This is a genomic window from Streptomyces sp. NPDC001858 (genome assembly GCF_053594615.1).
Genome location: NZ_JBSFEV010000036.1, coordinates 85,486 through 100,217 on the forward strand (window position 1 = coordinate 85,486; position 14,732 = coordinate 100,217).

General features: G+C 71.5%; 15 protein-coding genes. 2 read left to right on the top strand and 13 right to left on the bottom strand.

Annotation, left to right across the window (positions count from 1 at the left end; all coding sequences use genetic code 11):
• Positions 1–6 precede the first annotated feature (6 nt).
• The 8 genes from ACWCPF_RS35895 to ACWCPF_RS35930 all read right to left on the bottom strand — a co-directional run bounded on the left by ACWCPF_RS35895 (position 7) and on the right by ACWCPF_RS35930 (position 7,599).
• Entirely contained in the window at positions 7–2,790 is a 2,784-nt protein-coding gene (locus tag ACWCPF_RS35895) for a cation-translocating P-type ATPase (RefSeq protein ID WP_451049300.1), read from the bottom strand.
• Positions 2,791–2,833: 43 nt separating this feature from the next.
• A complete protein-coding gene (locus tag ACWCPF_RS35900) occupies positions 2,834–3,799 on the bottom strand; it encodes a polyphosphate kinase 2 family protein (RefSeq protein ID WP_451049301.1) in 966 nt (321 codons plus the stop codon).
• Positions 3,789–4,229 (bottom strand): DUF7144 family membrane protein, encoded by a 441-nt coding sequence (locus tag ACWCPF_RS35905; protein WP_451049302.1) that lies wholly within the window; start codon positions 4,227–4,229, stop codon positions 3,789–3,791. The genes ACWCPF_RS35900 and ACWCPF_RS35905 overlap by 11 nt, the downstream gene beginning before the upstream one ends.
• A 45-nt stretch (positions 4,230–4,274) precedes the next feature.
• The gene (locus ACWCPF_RS35910) at positions 4,275–4,718 is read right to left on the bottom strand and encodes an SHOCT domain-containing protein (RefSeq protein WP_451049303.1); all 444 of its coding nucleotides are present in this window, start codon (positions 4,716–4,718) and stop codon (positions 4,275–4,277) included.
• A gap of 630 nt (positions 4,719–5,348) precedes the next feature.
• Complete coding sequence (locus tag ACWCPF_RS35915) at positions 5,349–6,017, bottom strand: HdeD family acid-resistance protein (protein ID WP_451049304.1); 669 nt, start codon at positions 6,015–6,017, stop codon at positions 5,349–5,351.
• Positions 6,018–6,163: 146 nt separating this feature from the next.
• A complete protein-coding gene (locus ACWCPF_RS35920; RefSeq protein WP_451049305.1) occupies positions 6,164–6,361 on the bottom strand; it encodes a hypothetical protein in 198 nt (65 codons plus the stop codon).
• 125 nt (positions 6,362–6,486) lie between these two features.
• Positions 6,487–7,059, bottom strand: a complete 573-nt coding sequence (locus tag ACWCPF_RS35925) for a TetR/AcrR family transcriptional regulator (protein ID WP_451049306.1) — start codon at positions 7,057–7,059, stop codon at positions 6,487–6,489.
• A gap of 57 nt (positions 7,060–7,116) precedes the next feature.
• A complete protein-coding gene (locus ACWCPF_RS35930; protein WP_451049307.1) occupies positions 7,117–7,599 on the bottom strand; it encodes a winged helix-turn-helix transcriptional regulator in 483 nt (160 codons plus the stop codon).
• A gap of 92 nt (positions 7,600–7,691) precedes the next feature.
• On the opposite strand from ACWCPF_RS35930, the gene ACWCPF_RS35935 reads away from it, so the two are divergent.
• On the top strand, positions 7,692–8,192 hold the full coding sequence (locus tag ACWCPF_RS35935; RefSeq protein ID WP_451049308.1) for a PaaI family thioesterase: 501 nt from the start codon (positions 7,692–7,694) through the stop codon (positions 8,190–8,192).
• Positions 8,193–8,212: 20 nt separating this feature from the next.
• On the opposite strand, the gene ACWCPF_RS35940 is transcribed toward ACWCPF_RS35935, so the two are convergent.
• From ACWCPF_RS35940 to ACWCPF_RS35960, 5 genes are all read right to left on the bottom strand, one after another.
• Positions 8,213–8,911, bottom strand: coding sequence for an SDR family oxidoreductase (locus tag ACWCPF_RS35940; RefSeq protein ID WP_451049309.1), 699 nt, complete (start codon positions 8,909–8,911; stop codon positions 8,213–8,215).
• 316 nt (positions 8,912–9,227) lie between these two features.
• A complete protein-coding gene (locus ACWCPF_RS35945; RefSeq protein ID WP_451049310.1) occupies positions 9,228–10,622 on the bottom strand; it encodes an aldehyde dehydrogenase family protein in 1,395 nt (464 codons plus the stop codon).
• Positions 10,622–11,722: a phenazine antibiotic biosynthesis protein gene (locus ACWCPF_RS35950; protein WP_451049311.1), complete on the bottom strand. Its 1,101-nt coding sequence runs from the start codon at positions 11,720–11,722 to the stop codon at positions 10,622–10,624. Before ACWCPF_RS35950 ends, ACWCPF_RS35945 begins: the two co-directional genes overlap by 1 nt.
• 122 nt (positions 11,723–11,844) lie before the next feature.
• Positions 11,845–13,821 (bottom strand): prolyl oligopeptidase family serine peptidase, encoded by a 1,977-nt coding sequence (locus ACWCPF_RS35955; protein ID WP_451049312.1) that lies wholly within the window; start codon positions 13,819–13,821, stop codon positions 11,845–11,847.
• 92 nt (positions 13,822–13,913) lie between these two features.
• A complete protein-coding gene (locus ACWCPF_RS35960) occupies positions 13,914–14,345 on the bottom strand; it encodes a cupin domain-containing protein (protein WP_451049313.1) in 432 nt (143 codons plus the stop codon).
• 291 nt (positions 14,346–14,636) lie between these two features.
• Here ACWCPF_RS35960 and ACWCPF_RS35965 point away from each other — a divergent pair.
• Positions 14,637–14,732, top strand: a 96-nt coding sequence (locus ACWCPF_RS35965) for a hypothetical protein (RefSeq protein ID WP_351812805.1), incomplete at its 3' end; no start/stop codon positions are given.

The following is a 14,732-nucleotide window of genomic DNA, read 5'->3' on the forward strand; positions in this document are numbered from 1 at the left end:
TCACACTCACCCGACCTCGCCCGCCCGCTCTGCCGCTCCCGCCCGCTCTGCCGCCCCCGACCGTACGGCCCGCCGCGACCGCCTGGCCAGCAGTTTGCCCCCTTCCCATACGAGCAGCAGCGCGACGGCGCTCAGCAGGGCCCAGCCGAACTGCCGCGCGTCGATCTCGGTCGTCCCCAGGATGTTGCGGAAGCCGTCCAGTTGGGTCACCGCCACCGCGAGGACGAGCTGGGCCAGGGCCACCCAGTTCAGCTGCCTGCTGTCGAACGTGGCCGGCGTCAGCACGGACTCCGTCTCGCTGCGGCACTCGAACGCGGCCACGATCAGACAGAGCGCGAAGGCGGTGAACGCGATCGACTGACCGGTCTCGACGCTGTCGAAATGGGCCTGACCCAGCTTGATCAGCCCGAGCAGCGCGCAGGTGATCGCCAGCCCGCCGAGCCCGACCGTCACCAGCACGGACCGGGTGAGCACCGACTCCCCGCGCGGTCGCGGCCTGCGGCTCATCAGCCCCGGACTCTCCCGGTCGAAGCCGAGCGCGAAGCCGAAGGAGGCGTTGACCACGAAGTGGATCCACAGCACCTGCGGCGGGGTGAAGGGCTCACCCGCCGCGATGTTCAGCACGGTCGCCCCGAGGAACGTCAGCACGAAGGTGACCAGCAGAAGCAGCACGAACCGGATGTACTTGGTGAGGTTGTCGTAGATCGTCCGGCCCTGCTCCACGGCGTAGACGATGGTGGCGAAGTCGTCGTCGGAGAGGATCATGCGGCCGGCGTTCTTCGCGACGTCCGTGCCGCTGCCCATCGCGATGCCGATGTCGGCCGCCTTGATGGCGGGCGCGTCATTGACGCCGTCCCCGGTCATCGCCACGACGTCGCCCTTCTTCTTCAGCGTGTCGGCGAGCAGCACCTTGTGCTCCGGCGCGACCCGCCCCACGACGCCGATGTCCTCGATGCGGGCCAGCCGCTCCGCCTCGCTCATCGCGGCGAAGTCCGCGCCGAGGACGGCCTCGCCGGGGATGCCGATCTGCCGGGCGATCGCCGCGCCGGTGGTGACGTCGTCGCCCGTCACCAGACGGACGCGGATGTGCGCCGACCGGGCGTCCGCGACGGCCGTCCTCGACTCCTCGCGCGGCGGGTCGACCATGCCGACGAGACTGCTCACCCGCAGCTCGGTGACGTGACCGAGCAGGTCGCCGTCCGCGTCGAACTCGGCCGGGTCGAGATCCCGGGTTGCCGCCGCCATCACCCGGCGTCCCTCGCCGCCCATCCGCGCGATCGCCGCCTCGGCGCGCTGCCGGAGAGCTGCGTCCCACGGCACGGTCTCACCGGCCGCGAGCGCGGTGGCGGCGCGCGCCAGCACGGCCGGCGCCGCGCCCTTGACGAAACAGCGCACGACGGGACGGCGCTCGGCGTCGAGCGCCGAATGGAAGGTGGCCATCAGTTTGTAGTCCGGGTCGAACGGCAGGGTCGCGAGCCGGGGGAGCGCCTCCCGGGTGGCGTCCGTGTCCAGCCCCGCCTTGTGGGCGAGCACCAGCAGCGCGCCCTCGGTCGGGTCGCCCACCACCTTGCCGTCCACCAGCTTGGCGTCGCTGGCCACGACATACGGCAGGATCGCGTCCTCGATGCCCGCGGAGGACCCCGCGGCGTGGTGGACCTTCCCCGCCAGGCCGTAACCCGTGCCCGAGACGGTGTACTTGTCGGTCGGGCTGAGCACTTCGACGGCCGTCATCTGGTTCATCGTCAGGGTGCCGGTCTTGTCCGAGTTGATCGCCGAGGTGAACGCGAGGGTCTCCACCGACGGCAGCTCCTTCACGATGGCGTTCCGCTTGGCCAGGTTGAGGCTCCCGACGGAGAGGATCGCCTGGGTCACGGTCGGCAACGCCTCGGGGATGGCCGCGATGGCCAGCGAGACCGCGCTGACGAACAGCACGTCCCACGCCTCGCCCCGGCTGCGCCCCAGGACGAACATCACGATCATGGTGAGGGCGGCCGCCCCCGTGATCCACAAGGTCAGCGTGTCCAGCTCCTTGGTGAGCGGCGGCACCTCCTTCTCGGTCGCCGCCAGCATCCCGGAGATCTTGCCCAGCTCGGTGTCCGCGCCGATCGCGGTCACCACGAGCAGCCCGCTGCCATGGGTGACCGGGGTGTTCATGAACGCCGTGTTGATCCGGTCGCCCGGCGGCAGCAGCCGCCCGCCGGGCAGTGCGGCGGTGCCCTTCGCCGCGGGGACGCTCTCGCCGGTGAGCGCCGACTCGTCGATCTGCAGCGCGCTGGCCTCGACGATGCGGCCGTCCGCCGGGACCTGGTCCCCGGCCGAGACGAGCACGATGTCGCCGACGACCAGCTGCTCGGCGGGGATCTCGGCCTCGGTGCCGTCCCTGCGCACCCGTGCCGTGGCCCTCATCATCGACTTCAGCGCGTTCATCGCGCTCTCGGCCTTGCCCTCCTGACGCAGGCCGACGACGGCGTTCAGCAGCGTCAGCACGAGGAGCAGGACCGCGGTCGTCCACTCCTGGATGAGCAGCGAGACGACCGCCGCGGCCACCAGGACCAGCTGCATATAGCTGCGGTACTGATCGAGGAACCGGCGCCAGGCCGGTGTCCGGCTCTCCTCCGGCAGCGCGTTCGGGCCCTGCGCGGCGCGGAGTTCGGCGGCCCGCGCGGCGGTGAGTCCGGCCGCCGGATCGACGCCGAGCGCCGCCGCGACCTCCGCCGGGGCATGCGCGTACCACTCGTCGCCCGGCGCGGCCCGCTGCCGAGCGCCCACGGAATCCGGCTGCACCGTCATCGCCCTGCCTCCGATCCTGGCCGGTCAGGTCCCTCAGCGGTTCCTAGCCGCGCTTCTTCTTGGCCGCCGACGGATGCCGGGCCGCGTACGGGTCGGCAGGCAGGCCCTCGGGAGCCTCCCGCTCCAGCCGCCGCTTCGCGGTGCGCAGGTCCTTGCGGGCCCGGTCGTCCACCTCCGGATACCGGGGGTCGATGTCCATCAGGGTGTGCGCCAGGATCGCCGCCGTGCAGATCCGCGCGAACCACTTGCGATCCGCCGGCACGACGTACCAGGGCGCCCACCGGGTGCTCGTCGCCGACAGCATCTTGGAGAACGCGCGCTGGTAGTCGTCCCAGTACTGACGCTCGCGGACGTCGGCGGCGGAGAACTTCCAGTTCTTCTCCGGCAGGTCGAGCCGCTTCAGGAACCGGGTGCGCTGCTCCTCCTTCGACAGGTTCAGGAAGATCTTCACCACCTTGAACCCGTTGTCGGTGAGGTAGCGCTCCCAGTCGTTGATCTCCCGGTACCGCCGCTTCCACACGCCCGATCCGCGCGCGTGGCCGGGCAGTTGCTGCCGCAGGAGGAGTTCGGGGTGCACCCGGACGACGAGGACCTCCTCGTAGTGCGAGCGGTTGAAGATGGCGATCCCGCCGCGCTCGGGCAGCCGTTCGGCGTAGCGCCACAGGTAGTCGTGGTCCAGTTCCTCGGCGGAGGGCACCTTGAAGCTGCTCACCCGCACGCCCTGCGGATTCACGCCGCTCATCACATGGCGGATCGTGCCGTCCTTGCCGCCGGCGTCGAGCGCCTGCAGACAGAGCAGCACGCCGTAGGTGTCCTGGGCGGCCAGCCGTTGCTGGTACTCCGCCAGCAACTCGACTCCGACCCGCAGTAGTTGGACCCCGTCCCGCTTCTTCAGGCCGCCCTTGTCCCGGGGGTCGAAGTCCCGGCCCAGACGGACCTTCGACCCCGGCTCCACCCGCAGCGGCTCGATGAAGTCCGCGATGCGCTCCGCTCGTTCGTCACCGGGCACCGTAGCCGCCGGACGAATCGGGCCGGTCCACGCACAGAGCCCAGATGATGAACCCGGAGAAGGCGATCATCACGACGGACCAGACCGGGTAGTACGGCAGGGAGAGGAAGTTGGCGATGATGATGAGTCCGGCGATGGTCACGCCCGCGATCCGGGCCCACAGCGCGGACTGGAACAGCCCGAGGCTGACGATCACCGCGACCGCGCCCAGGGCCAGATGGAGCCAGCCCCAGCCAGTGAGGTCGAACCGGAATACGTAACTGGGCGTCGTGACGAAGACGTCGTCCTCGGCGATGCCCATGATCCCGCGGAAGATGTCCAGCACCCCGGCGATCATGAGCGTGACGGCGGCGAAGACCGTCAGGCCCTCGGCCCAGTGCCGCTTGGCTGCGTGCGGGTCGGTGTGTGCGTGCGTGGGCGATGTGGTCATGACCTGGCCTCGATTCGCTGTCCTCGGTGTCGTGGGGCGGCCGGCTCAGTGGCGTACCGGGGGGCCGTAGTCGCTCAGGACCAGCTCCTTGGCCCGCTGGAACTCCTCCTCCGTGATGTCGCCGTGGGCCTTGATCTCGGACAGTCTGGCGAGCTCGTCCACACTGCTGGACGGACCGCCGGAACCCTTGGCGGTCTCCCGGACGTAGTCGTCGAACTGCTTCTGCTGGGCCTGCGCCTGTGCGACCTCGCGGCGGCCCATGTTCTTCCCCCGGGCGATCACGTAGACGAACACGCCCAGGAACGGCAGGCAGATGCAGAACACCAGCCAGCCGGCCTTGGCCCAGCCGCTGAGGTCGTCGTCGCGGAAGATGTCGACGACGACCCGGAACAGCAGGACGAACCACATGACCCACAGGAAGAAGATCAGCATCGTCCAGAAGGCGCCCAGCAGTGGAAAGTCGTACGCGAGGTAGTTCTGCCCGCTCATCTCTGTCTCCTCCGTTCCGGGCCTGCGCCCGAAAGCCGGTCCGGGCGAGCGCCCGTTCCGTGCCGTCTTCAGCGTGCACACGGCAATCGCCGCCCGCCTCACCCCCGGCGGGTGACCCTGCCCCCGAGCCGCAGCGGCTGCACCGCGCCTTGCGACACAGCCACGCACCTCGCTTTGCGGCGAAGCCGCGCACCCGCCTGACGGCGAAGCCGCCGCGCCCTGCGGTGCGGCCTGCGGCCCCCAGCGGCGTGGCCTGCAATGCGGCCTGCGGCCTGCCTTGCGGCGCGGCCCGTAGAGCGCGCAGCGCCCCGCCCTGGGACAGGGCCTGCGGCCCCACCCAGCGGCGCGGCCGTGCGGCTCGCCTTGCGGCGCTCGGCGGGGCGGCGGGGGGACTTGCCCAGCGCCCCGCTCAGCGGCGTGGCTTGCGGCCTGCCCGGCGCCCCGTCCAGCGGCCCGCCCGGCGGCCCCCTGCGGCACCGCCTGCACCCCGCCCTGCGACGGGGCCTGTGACCGTACGGCGGGCGGTGGCCGCATGGTGGGGCTTGCCCGTAGGGCGGGGCCGTGGCCGCGTGGTGGGGCCTGTGCCCGTAGGGCGGGGCGGTGCCGCATGGGGGGGGCGGTAGGTGGGGGTTAGGGGTGTGTGGGTTTGGTGGGGGTGGTTGTGAGGCCTGCTTGGTGTAGGGCGGCTCGCCAGGCTAGGGCGACTGCTGCTTCGGCCAGGCCGAGTAGCACGAGCCACAGGCCGAGCAGCCGGGTCAGGGCGCGGGCCGACTCGGTCGGCAGGGCCAGCACGACGATTCCCGCGACGATGCCCAGCACCGCGACGGCGAGGACGAAGCCCCGGTGGGGCAGGCCCCTCGCGGCGATGGCCGTGTAGAGCGTGAGGATGCCGGACACCAGCCACAGCACGCCGACGATCAGCGACAGCGCGGCGATGGTCTGCAGCGGGTGGCGCAGGCACAGCACCCCGGCCAGGACGTACAGCACGGCCAGGAGGAGCCCCGTCAGCCGTCCGCCGTGGTCCTCGTGGGCGAGGGCGAAGAGGGCGACGAACCGGAACAGCCCGGTCGCGAGCAGATACAGGCCGATGAGGACCGCCAGGACGTGCAGCGTCTCGTCCGGCCAGACCAGCACCAGGATGCCGGGGACGAGCGTGACGAGGGCGGAACCGAGGATCCACGTCCAGGAACGCCCCAGGGCGGCCAGGACGTCCGCGGCGTCGCCCATCGCTCCCGGGGCCGCCCCGCCGGGTTCCTGCTCCGGTCCGGAACGCGATGCCGGACCATGCGAAACGGTCATGGCTCCTCCTCGCACGGTCCGGCGGGCCGCGTCCGTACCGCCGGCGGGGCGGTGTGTGGTGACCTGACCGGACCAGCGTGCCGCCCGCCGCCGCCCGCCGCGTCACCCACCGCGGGTGATCGGGCCCGCCGCCCCGGCCCGGCCGCTCACTCCGGCAGCTGCCGCATCTCCATCAGCCGCAGGCCCAGGTTCTGGCAGCGGTCCAGGAGCTCGTACAGGTGCGCCTCGTCGATGACGGATCCGAACAGCACGGTCTGGCCGGACATGACGACCTTGTCCAGCTCCGGGAACGCGCGTTTCAGCGTCTCCGACAGCTGGCCGTCGACGCGGATCTCGTAGCGCATGGGCTGCTCTCCCCGGCGGGGGCCCTGGGACGGGCTGACGGCTCCTTTCCCCGCGATGCTCCGCCCGGGGCCGGTCCCGGACCTCACCCCGCACAGGTGATAAGCCGCCGCTGCTTCCCGGCTCCTCAGTTCAGGAGGTCGAGGGCGTTCCTCGTCCCCCGTTCGAGGACGTCGTCGGCGAACGCCGGGTCGGAGACGGCGCGGGACAGCTGCAGCGTGCCCACCAGCATGGTGAAGAGCCCGACGGCCCGGTCGTGAGCGGACCGCGGATCCCCGGGGGACAGGCGGGCCGCGATCTCGTCGACGATGGTGCGCGCACCGTCCGTGTAGGCCTGTTTGGTCGCGTCCCCGCAGCGGCCGATCTCGTCGAGCAGCGCGGCGGAGGGGCAGCCGATGCCGGGCTGGTCCCGGTGCTCGGGCGACAGATACGCGCGAATGAACTCCTCGAGCCCCGCGCGACCGGGCGCCAGCGTGTCGTACCGCTCCACCTGCGCGCGCAGTTGATCGGCAACGACGTTGGCGACGAGGTCGTCCTTCGACTCGAAATGCGCGTAGAACGCTCCGTTGGTGAGCCCGGCGTCGGCCATCAGCGTGGAGATTCCCGAGCCGTCGATCCCGTCCTGCTTGAAGCGCTGCCCGGCCCGCTCGATGATCCGCTGCCGCGTCACCTGCTTGTGCTCCTTGGCGTAGCGCACCACAGGACTTCTCCCACCCTCTGAGCTATGGCCACAACTTATGGCCTGACGTACGTAATATTACGCCCGCGCCCGCGCTCGCCGCCGGACGGCTCCCGGGCCCAGCCGGGCCGTGACGTCCGCGGGGGTCAGGGCGGAGTGCTCCGCGGAGCACTCGACGACGACGCGGACCGGGGCGTCGCAGTCGGTGTGGCGGACGTCCAGTACCGGGCCCTCGGCGCCGAGCGCGTGCCTCTCGCCCCACTGGCTCAGCGCCATCAGGACGGGCCACAGGTCCCAGCCCTTGCGGGTCAGGCGGTACTCGTTGCGGGCACGGCTGCCGGGCTCCTGGTACGGGACGGTCTTGAGGACGCCGGCCGAGGTCAGCTTGCGCAGGCGGTTGCTGAGGACGGCCTCCGACAGGCCGATGTGACGGCGGAAGTCGTCGAAGCGGCGCACTCCGTTGACGGCGTCGCGCAGGATCAGCAACGTCCATTTCTCTCCGACCACGTCCAGCGTGCGCTGGACGGGACAGTTCTCCGTGCTCGCCTCAAGCCACTCCATTCCGCCATCGTAAGGGGCTGGCTTCGTCATTGACAGTCAGGCGAGCCGGAAGCTAGCTTCACCGGAAAAAGCCAGCGGGAAGGCGCTCTGCCGTGGGACGGACACGCACGTATCAATGGGAAGACCCCGCGATCCTGGCGGAAGCCGCCGGACGCATGGCAGGCCTCGACTTCCTGCGCGAACTGCAGAAGGGGAGCCTGCCGGGGCCGCCCATCAGCGCCACCCTCGACATCGCCCTGGCCGAGGTGGAGCCCGGCAGAGCCGTCTTCGCCCTGACGCCGGGCGAGGAGCACTACAACCCCATCGGCAGCGTGCACGGCGGCGTCTTCGCGGCCCTGCTGGACTCGGCGGCGGGCTGCGCCGTCCAGTCGACCCTGCCGCAGGGCATGGCGTACACCTCGCTCGACCTGACGGTGAAGTTCCTGCGGCGGATCACGGTCGACACGGGCCCGGTGCGCGCCGTGGGCACGGTGGTCAGCCGCGGTCGTCAAACCGCCCTCGCCCAGGCCCAGTTGTTCGACGCGACGGACCGCCTGCTCGCCCACGCCACCAGCAGCTGCATGCTCTTCCCGGTGCCCGCGCCGCAAGGCTGACGGTTGCGGGGCCGCCCCTCTCAGGGGAGCTGCGGGTACAGGGCGGCGACGCCGTGGGCCAGTGCGGCCTGCGCCTGGCGGGCGGCGTCGTCCGCGAGGATCTCGTACGCGCCCGCGGCGATGCCGTCCACGGCGATCCGGGCGATGTCGGCGGGGTCGGACTTGGGCGCGGTGACCGTCTGCGCCATGTCGGTGTCCATGTAGCCGACGTGCAGCCCGGAGACTCGGATGCCCTGGCCGGCGAGCTGCACGCGCAGGGCGTTGGTGAGCGACCACTCCGCGGACTTGGCGGCGCAGTAGGCGCCGACCTCCGGGAAGCTGAGCCAGGACAGACCGGACAGCACGTTCAGGATGGCCCCGCCGCCGTTGGCCGCGATCCGGGGCGCGAAGCTGCGGACCATCGACAGGGTGCCGAAGTAGTGGGTGTCCATCTCCAGACGGATGTCGCCCAGGTCGGCCGCGAGCAGGTCGGCGCCGGTGGCGGAGCCCGCGTTGTTGATCAGGACGGTCACATCGCCGGCGGCCTCGGCGGCGGCTGCCACGGAGGCGGGGTCGGTGATGTCGAGGGCGATCGGCTTGACGCCGGGCAGGTCGACCTGGTCGGGGTTGCGGGCGCCGGCGTAGACGGTGGCGCCGCGGCCGAGCAGTTCGGCGGCGAGCGCCCGGCCGAAGCCCCGGTTGGCTCCGGTGACGAGGACGGTGCTGGTGGAGAGGTCCATGACGGGTTCCCGGTGCGATGAGAAGGGCTGCTGATCGGGTCGGCGCGGCGGCGCGGACTCGATCAGCATTAGCTTACGGTCGTAATGCTATGAGGGTGCGGTGGCGAGCGCAAGCGCGATGCGGTGCGCTGCGGTGCGCTGCGGTGTGGCGACGGCCGACGCTGCCGACCGCGCACCCCGCACCTGATACGCGCCCAGGGGGCGGCAGCGGCGCGCGCTGCCGCCGCCCGTCACAACGCGGCCGACGCTGCCGACCGCGCACCTCGCACCTGATGCGCGACGTGGGGGCGGCAGCGGCGTGCGCTGCCGCCGCCCGTCACAACGCGCCGATGACCGCCTTGCTGCGCATCAGGAAGTCCGACAGATAGCTGTCGTGGGGCACCCCCGGCGCCATCCAGTGGGTCGGGTGATCGCCGATGTACAGATTGGCGATGCCGGGCTCCGCCAGCAGGGCGTCCAGCAGCGCCCCGTCACGGGTCAGCGCCGACAGGACGAGCGTGTCCCGCAGCGGAGCGATGCCGTCGGCCCGGCTCCAGGGCGCCACCCACACACAGGGGAACGGGAGTTCGGTCCGCAGCTGCCCGGCGCCGGGACCGTCGACCTGATGGACGGCGGGCCGCAGCACGGCACTGCCGTCGCCGAGATCGTCGACGATCCCGTCCCCGCCGAGCCAGGCGCGCGTCCCCGCCGCCACCTTTCCCAGGTGCGCGCTGAGGGCGACCGCCCGGTCCAGGGGGCACACCGGCAGCACGGCCCGCTCGTCCTGCGGAGGCAGGCTGGGCAGCACGGACAGGCGGGCCGCGACGGCCTCGGCGAGGGGCGCCGGATCGCCCTCGACGAAGACCGCGGTGGCGTTGACGCACGCCGTGCCCGCCTCGTCGGCGATCGAGCCCACGATCGTGTCGAGATGATCCCGCCAGTCGGTGTCCGCGGTGACGAGGATCTTCGTGCGGCCCGGTCCCTGCGGCAGGACCCGAGGGTCGTGCGCGAACCGGGCGACCACGTCGTCGCCGCCGTACACCACGGCCCGGTCGGCCTCGCGCACCACCGTGTCGGCGGCCCCGTGGTCGGTGGGCAGCAGCACCAACTGGTCCTCGCCCACGCCCGCCTGACGCAGCGCCGCGACGAGCCGGTGCGGGGTGAACGGCTCACGCCTCGACGGCCGGACGGCGACGCGATAGCCCAGCGCCAGCGCCTCCAGCCACAGCCGGTGCACGCCGGGATGGTTGCCGGAGGCGTTGACCGCGAAGACGTCGCCGCGCCGCGCCCACACGGCATGCCCGCCGCTGACAGCGGCGTCGCGCAGCCCGGCGACCGCGCCCTGCGGCCTGCCCCGCTCGGCGGAGACCCTGGCCTGCCGCACGAACCGCGCCGTGCCCCGGGTGGCGGCGCGCACGACCGTGAGGGGAGTGCCCGACACCCGGCTCACCAGCCGCTCGTACTCCCGTACACCCAGACCGCCGACGACGCCGGAGGCGAACGCGTCGCCCGCCGCCGCGAGCACGGCGTCGAGACCGGCCGTCGGCACCGGGTCGGCCTTGCGCAGCGCGGCCATCGCCAGCGTGACGTACACCGGCGGCACCAGACTCAGCCGCGCCGCCTCGGCGCCGGACACGTCCGGCACCACGCTCGGCACCCGCGTCCGGTACGCCCCACGGGCACCCAGCGCGTCCAGGTACACCGGGTCGGCGGTGGTCGGCGTGGCCGTCATCAGTAGACGCCCTCGATGACCGTCTCGCCCTGGACGGTGCGCACCGGCGCCACATCCGCGACGGCGTCACCGGCGTGACCGTCGACCGGTGCGACGCGCAGGGCGGTGTCGCGCTCCGCGTTGTGGGGGATCAGCATGGACTTGCTGACGTGGCTGACCACGACCTGACCCCGCGCACCCATCTCCACGGGCTCTCCGGTGCCGGGATCGACGACCGAGAGGAAGACGTACGGGGAGACCGGGTCGAACACGCACGGCTCCGACGCGGTCAGGCCGACGCGCTCCATGAGCGCGGTGAGCATCATGGTGTTGCCGTACATGCCGATGACCGGCACGTCGGGGAAGACCTCGGTGCTGAGCAGGTGCCGGGTGTCGGGGTCCATGTGGGTACCTCCCCACATGATCGTCTTGACCTTGCTGTTGATCACGTCGAGGAGGTCGTCCTCACGCGCGAAGCGTTCCAGGAGCGGGGTGGTCGCGGCGAGGACGCCGATGTCCTGACCGAGCAGGATGCGCCGGCACTGCGCGACCAGATGGTCGGTGTAGGCCTCGACCTCGTCGGTCCGGCCCGCGGCGATCAGCTTGCGCACCCATCGGGGATCCATGTCGATGCTCAGTCCGGGGCCGCCGAGCGAGGCCGCGGCACGTTGCAGCACGTCTCCCACGAGGTGCGGACCGGTCGGGGCGACCGTCAACCACTGGGCGCCGAGGGGCATTCCGTGAGCGCGCAGACGCTGGTCCACCTGTTCCGTGCTGTGCCGCATCCAGTCTTCGAGCTGGATGACGCGCTTGGGCGCGCCGGTCGTTCCGCCGCTGTCGAAGACGTTCAGCAGCCGGGCCTCGGACCCGTAGCCCTGGGGGATGAGGTCGGCCACCCGCACGTCCCGCAGCTCGTCCGCCATGTCGGGGAAGAGCGCGAGGTCCGCCACCCCCTTGACGTCCTGGCGGGGGTCGAAGTCGAGCCGTTCGGCCCGGCTGAGCCAGTACCGGGACCCGGTCGCCGGGTCGAAGTGCCACTGCATCGCCGCTCTGACGTGGTCATCCGGGTCCACGCCGTCCGACGGGCCGGCGTCCAGAACGGTCGAAGTCTTGCGCGACATGGGGATGTCCCTTCTCGAAGTGGTGAGGATCGGTCCTGGCGGGCGACGGACATACGGTGTGACACCTTGGACCTGCCAGGTGGCCTCGATGTGACACCTGCGTGGACCGCATGACCGAGTGCCTAGGACACGGTGAAGCCGAACACGTCGGCGTAGAAACGGAGTTCCTTCTCCAGACAGGCCATCAGCGTCGACTGGTGTCGGAAACCGTGTCCCTCACCCTCGAACGTGTGATATCCGCAGCGCCCCGAGTGCCGGGACAGTGCATCGACGAAGGCTTCGGCCTGCGAGGGCGGGCAGACCACGTCCTGCGTTCCCTGGAAGACGAGCAGCGGCACTGCGATGCGGTCGGCGTGCTGGATCGGGGAGCGGGCACGGTAGAGATCCGTGCGGTCCTTCGGGCCGACGAGCGATTCCAGATAGTGCGACTCGAAGTCGTGGGTCCCTCCGCCGGCGAGGGAGAGCAGATCCAGCACCGGGTAGTAGAGGGCGGCGCACGCGTAGAGATCGTCCGACGCGACCGAGAGCGCCGCGGTCAACCCGCCGGCGCTGCCGCCACGGATCCCCACGCGCCCGGCGGCGGCGGTGCCCTCGTCGATCAGGGCCTGGGCGACCGCCGCGCAGTCCTCGACGTCCACCTCGCCCCATTGCCCGCGCAGCCGTTCACGGTAGGCGCGTCCGTATCCGGGCGTGCCCCCGTAGTTGACTTCCGCGACCGCGATGCCCCGGGAGGTGAAGTACGCGATCTCCGGATTGAGCGCGAGGGGAGCTCTGAGCCCCGGACCGCCATGGGCCCAGATCAGCAGCGGAGGCACATCGCCCCTCGGGCCTTCGAAACCGGGATTGCGCGGGGGATGCACCTGCGCGTGGATCGCCTTCCCGCCGGGGCCGACGAACACCCGGGGCTGGGCGGCCGGCAGATACTCGGCGTCCACCGTGAACCTGGGCTCCGCGCCCACGGGCCGGACGACCAGGGAGACGGGGTCGACCTCGACGACTTCGTAGGGGGAGCGGCGTCCGGCGGCCACCCCGACGATCCGTTCCTCGGCGGCGTCGAGATGCGGCAGCCATTCGTCCTTCGGCCCCGGTGTGTCGACGAGTTCCCCGCTGTCGGGGTCCAGGACGCCGAGCCGCTGCGCTCCCACTCCGTGCAGCACGGCGATGCGGCCGTCGGACAGCGGCTGGAACCACCGGTGGCCCAGGCGCTGAAGACCGGCGAACTCCTCGCTCGCCCGGTAGAGCGAGCGTGTGACACCGGTGTCCGGGTCCACCGCGTACAGGTTCCACCACCCGGTGCCCTCACAGGCCGCGACCAGGGTGCCGTTCGGCAGCCATTCCGCCTGTGCCACCGGATCGCCCGGCCCGCCGGTCAGCGTCCGGGCGTGCCGCAGGAAACCGTCGTCGCTCACCTCGGCCACCCGTAGTTCAGCGGCGTCCCAGGGCATATGGGGGTGGTCCCAGGCCAGCCACGCGGCCAGTCGTCCGTCGGGGGACCACCGCGCCTGGGAGACGAAGCGATGCACCGCGGGCGCGAGTTCCCGGACGGCGGAACGGTCCGCGGCCGCCGATCCGTCCAGGGGGACGGCGGCGTGGACGCGTCGGACGTCACCCGCGCCCTCGCCGGTGAACTCCTCCAGCACACAACGGACTTCACCGCGCCCGAGGTCGAGCATCGGCTCCGCCCAGCGCAGGCCCGCGCCCACCGGCGAGACCGGGGTCAGCGGACAGGGGGTGCCGCTGCGGTCCCCGTCCACACGGACGGCGTACAGCCGCTGGTCCGCGCAGTGGACGAAGACCACGAGCGTCCCCGTCCCGCCGGTGGCGCCGGTCGAGGCGGCCCAGGGGCGGCCGCCGTACTCGATGACCCGACTGCGGACATCCCAGGGCGCGGGCAGCAGCGACTCCGTCGCACCGTCCGCGCGTCGGCGCACGAGTGCGGTCCGGCCGTCCTCCTCGGGACGCGGTTCCACCCACCAGACCTCGTCGCCGACCAGGCCGACGTACGACGGGGCGGCGAGCTGCCCGGCGGCCAGACCTGCCGTGGCCGTCCTGCTGCTGACGGGGGAGCCCCAGGAGCCGAAGGGGGCCACGGTTCTCACAGGACGCTCCAGTTCGATCAGGTCTGCGGGTGCGGCGCCGATGTCCTGTGTGCACAAGGTGTGCTCAGCACAGTGTTGACGCCGCACGGGAACTACTCGAAGTCGCAGCCGGGGTTGGGGGCGTCACGGGAGAAGGGCGCGCCGTGCGGCAGGACGTACAGAACCTCAAGGACGATGTCGGTGGCGCCGAGGTTCCTGCCGATGTGCACGTTGTCGGCGCCCGACGGCTCCTTGACGGAACTGCCCTTGGCGTACACGCCGTCGGACGCGCACGTGGAGTCGAAGTGACTGAGGGTGCCCTGCTTGACGTACGCGTAGAGCGTGCCGTCGTGGTAGTGCCAGCCGGTCGCCTGACCAGGAGGAATGGTGACCTCCCGCAGGATGTAGTCCGTCCCGCCGATGGTGGTCTGGGCTATGACCTTGCCGGTCACACCGGGACCTCCCGGGGTGGCGTACGCGGCTCCGGGAACGGACAGACCGGCGAGCAGGGCGCCAACGGCTCCTGCACGTAAAAGAGTGTTCATACTCGTTCCATTTCCTGGTGAGTTGCGGTGCCGATCGGGTCGGGCTGCGCCTCAGCTTAGGCCATGACTTCACACCATGGTTCACCGTTCACACGGTCTTGGAGGTAGGCGCTGAGATAGTGTTACTCCCGAAGCCGACGGCGGGCGCACCCCGGATCGGCGCCGACCGGAACACGCTCGGCGGACCGGACATACCCACACGCTTCGGACTGTGCTCCAGACGCCGTTCCTGCGCATGTGCGCCTCCGGGGCTTCTTCCATGACGACCATTACGACGTAAGGGTGTTCTCCATGGCCGAGCTGTTCTACGACGCCGACGCCGACCTGTCCATCATCCAGGGCCGCAAGGTCGCGGTCATCGGTTACGGCAGCCAGGGCCATGCGCAC

Bases quoted from the DNA above. Each gene is read 5' to 3' on its own strand.
- ACWCPF_RS35895 (WP_451049300.1), bottom strand. From the start codon at position 2,790: ATGACGGTGCAGCCGGATTCCGTGGGCGCTCGGCAGCGGGCCGCGCCG.
- ACWCPF_RS35905 (WP_451049302.1), bottom strand. From the start codon at position 4,229: ATGACCACATCGCCCACGCACGCACACACCGACCCGCACGCAGCCAAG.
- ACWCPF_RS35910 (WP_451049303.1), bottom strand. From the start codon at position 4,718: ATGAGCGGGCAGAACTACCTCGCGTACGACTTTCCACTGCTGGGCGCC.
- ACWCPF_RS35915 (WP_451049304.1), bottom strand. From the start codon at position 6,017: ATGACCGTTTCGCATGGTCCGGCATCGCGTTCCGGACCGGAGCAGGAA.
- ACWCPF_RS35920 (WP_451049305.1), bottom strand. From the start codon at position 6,361: ATGCGCTACGAGATCCGCGTCGACGGCCAGCTGTCGGAGACGCTGAAA.
- ACWCPF_RS35930 (WP_451049307.1), bottom strand. From the start codon at position 7,599: ATGGAGTGGCTTGAGGCGAGCACGGAGAACTGTCCCGTCCAGCGCACG.
- ACWCPF_RS35940 (WP_451049309.1), bottom strand. From the start codon at position 8,911: ATGGACCTCTCCACCAGCACCGTCCTCGTCACCGGAGCCAACCGGGGC.
- ACWCPF_RS35945 (WP_451049310.1), bottom strand. From the start codon at position 10,622: ATGACGGCCACGCCGACCACCGCCGACCCGGTGTACCTGGACGCGCTG.
- ACWCPF_RS35950 (WP_451049311.1), bottom strand. From the start codon at position 11,722: ATGTCGCGCAAGACTTCGACCGTTCTGGACGCCGGCCCGTCGGACGGC.
- ACWCPF_RS35960 (WP_451049313.1), bottom strand. From the start codon at position 14,345: ATGAACACTCTTTTACGTGCAGGAGCCGTTGGCGCCCTGCTCGCCGGT.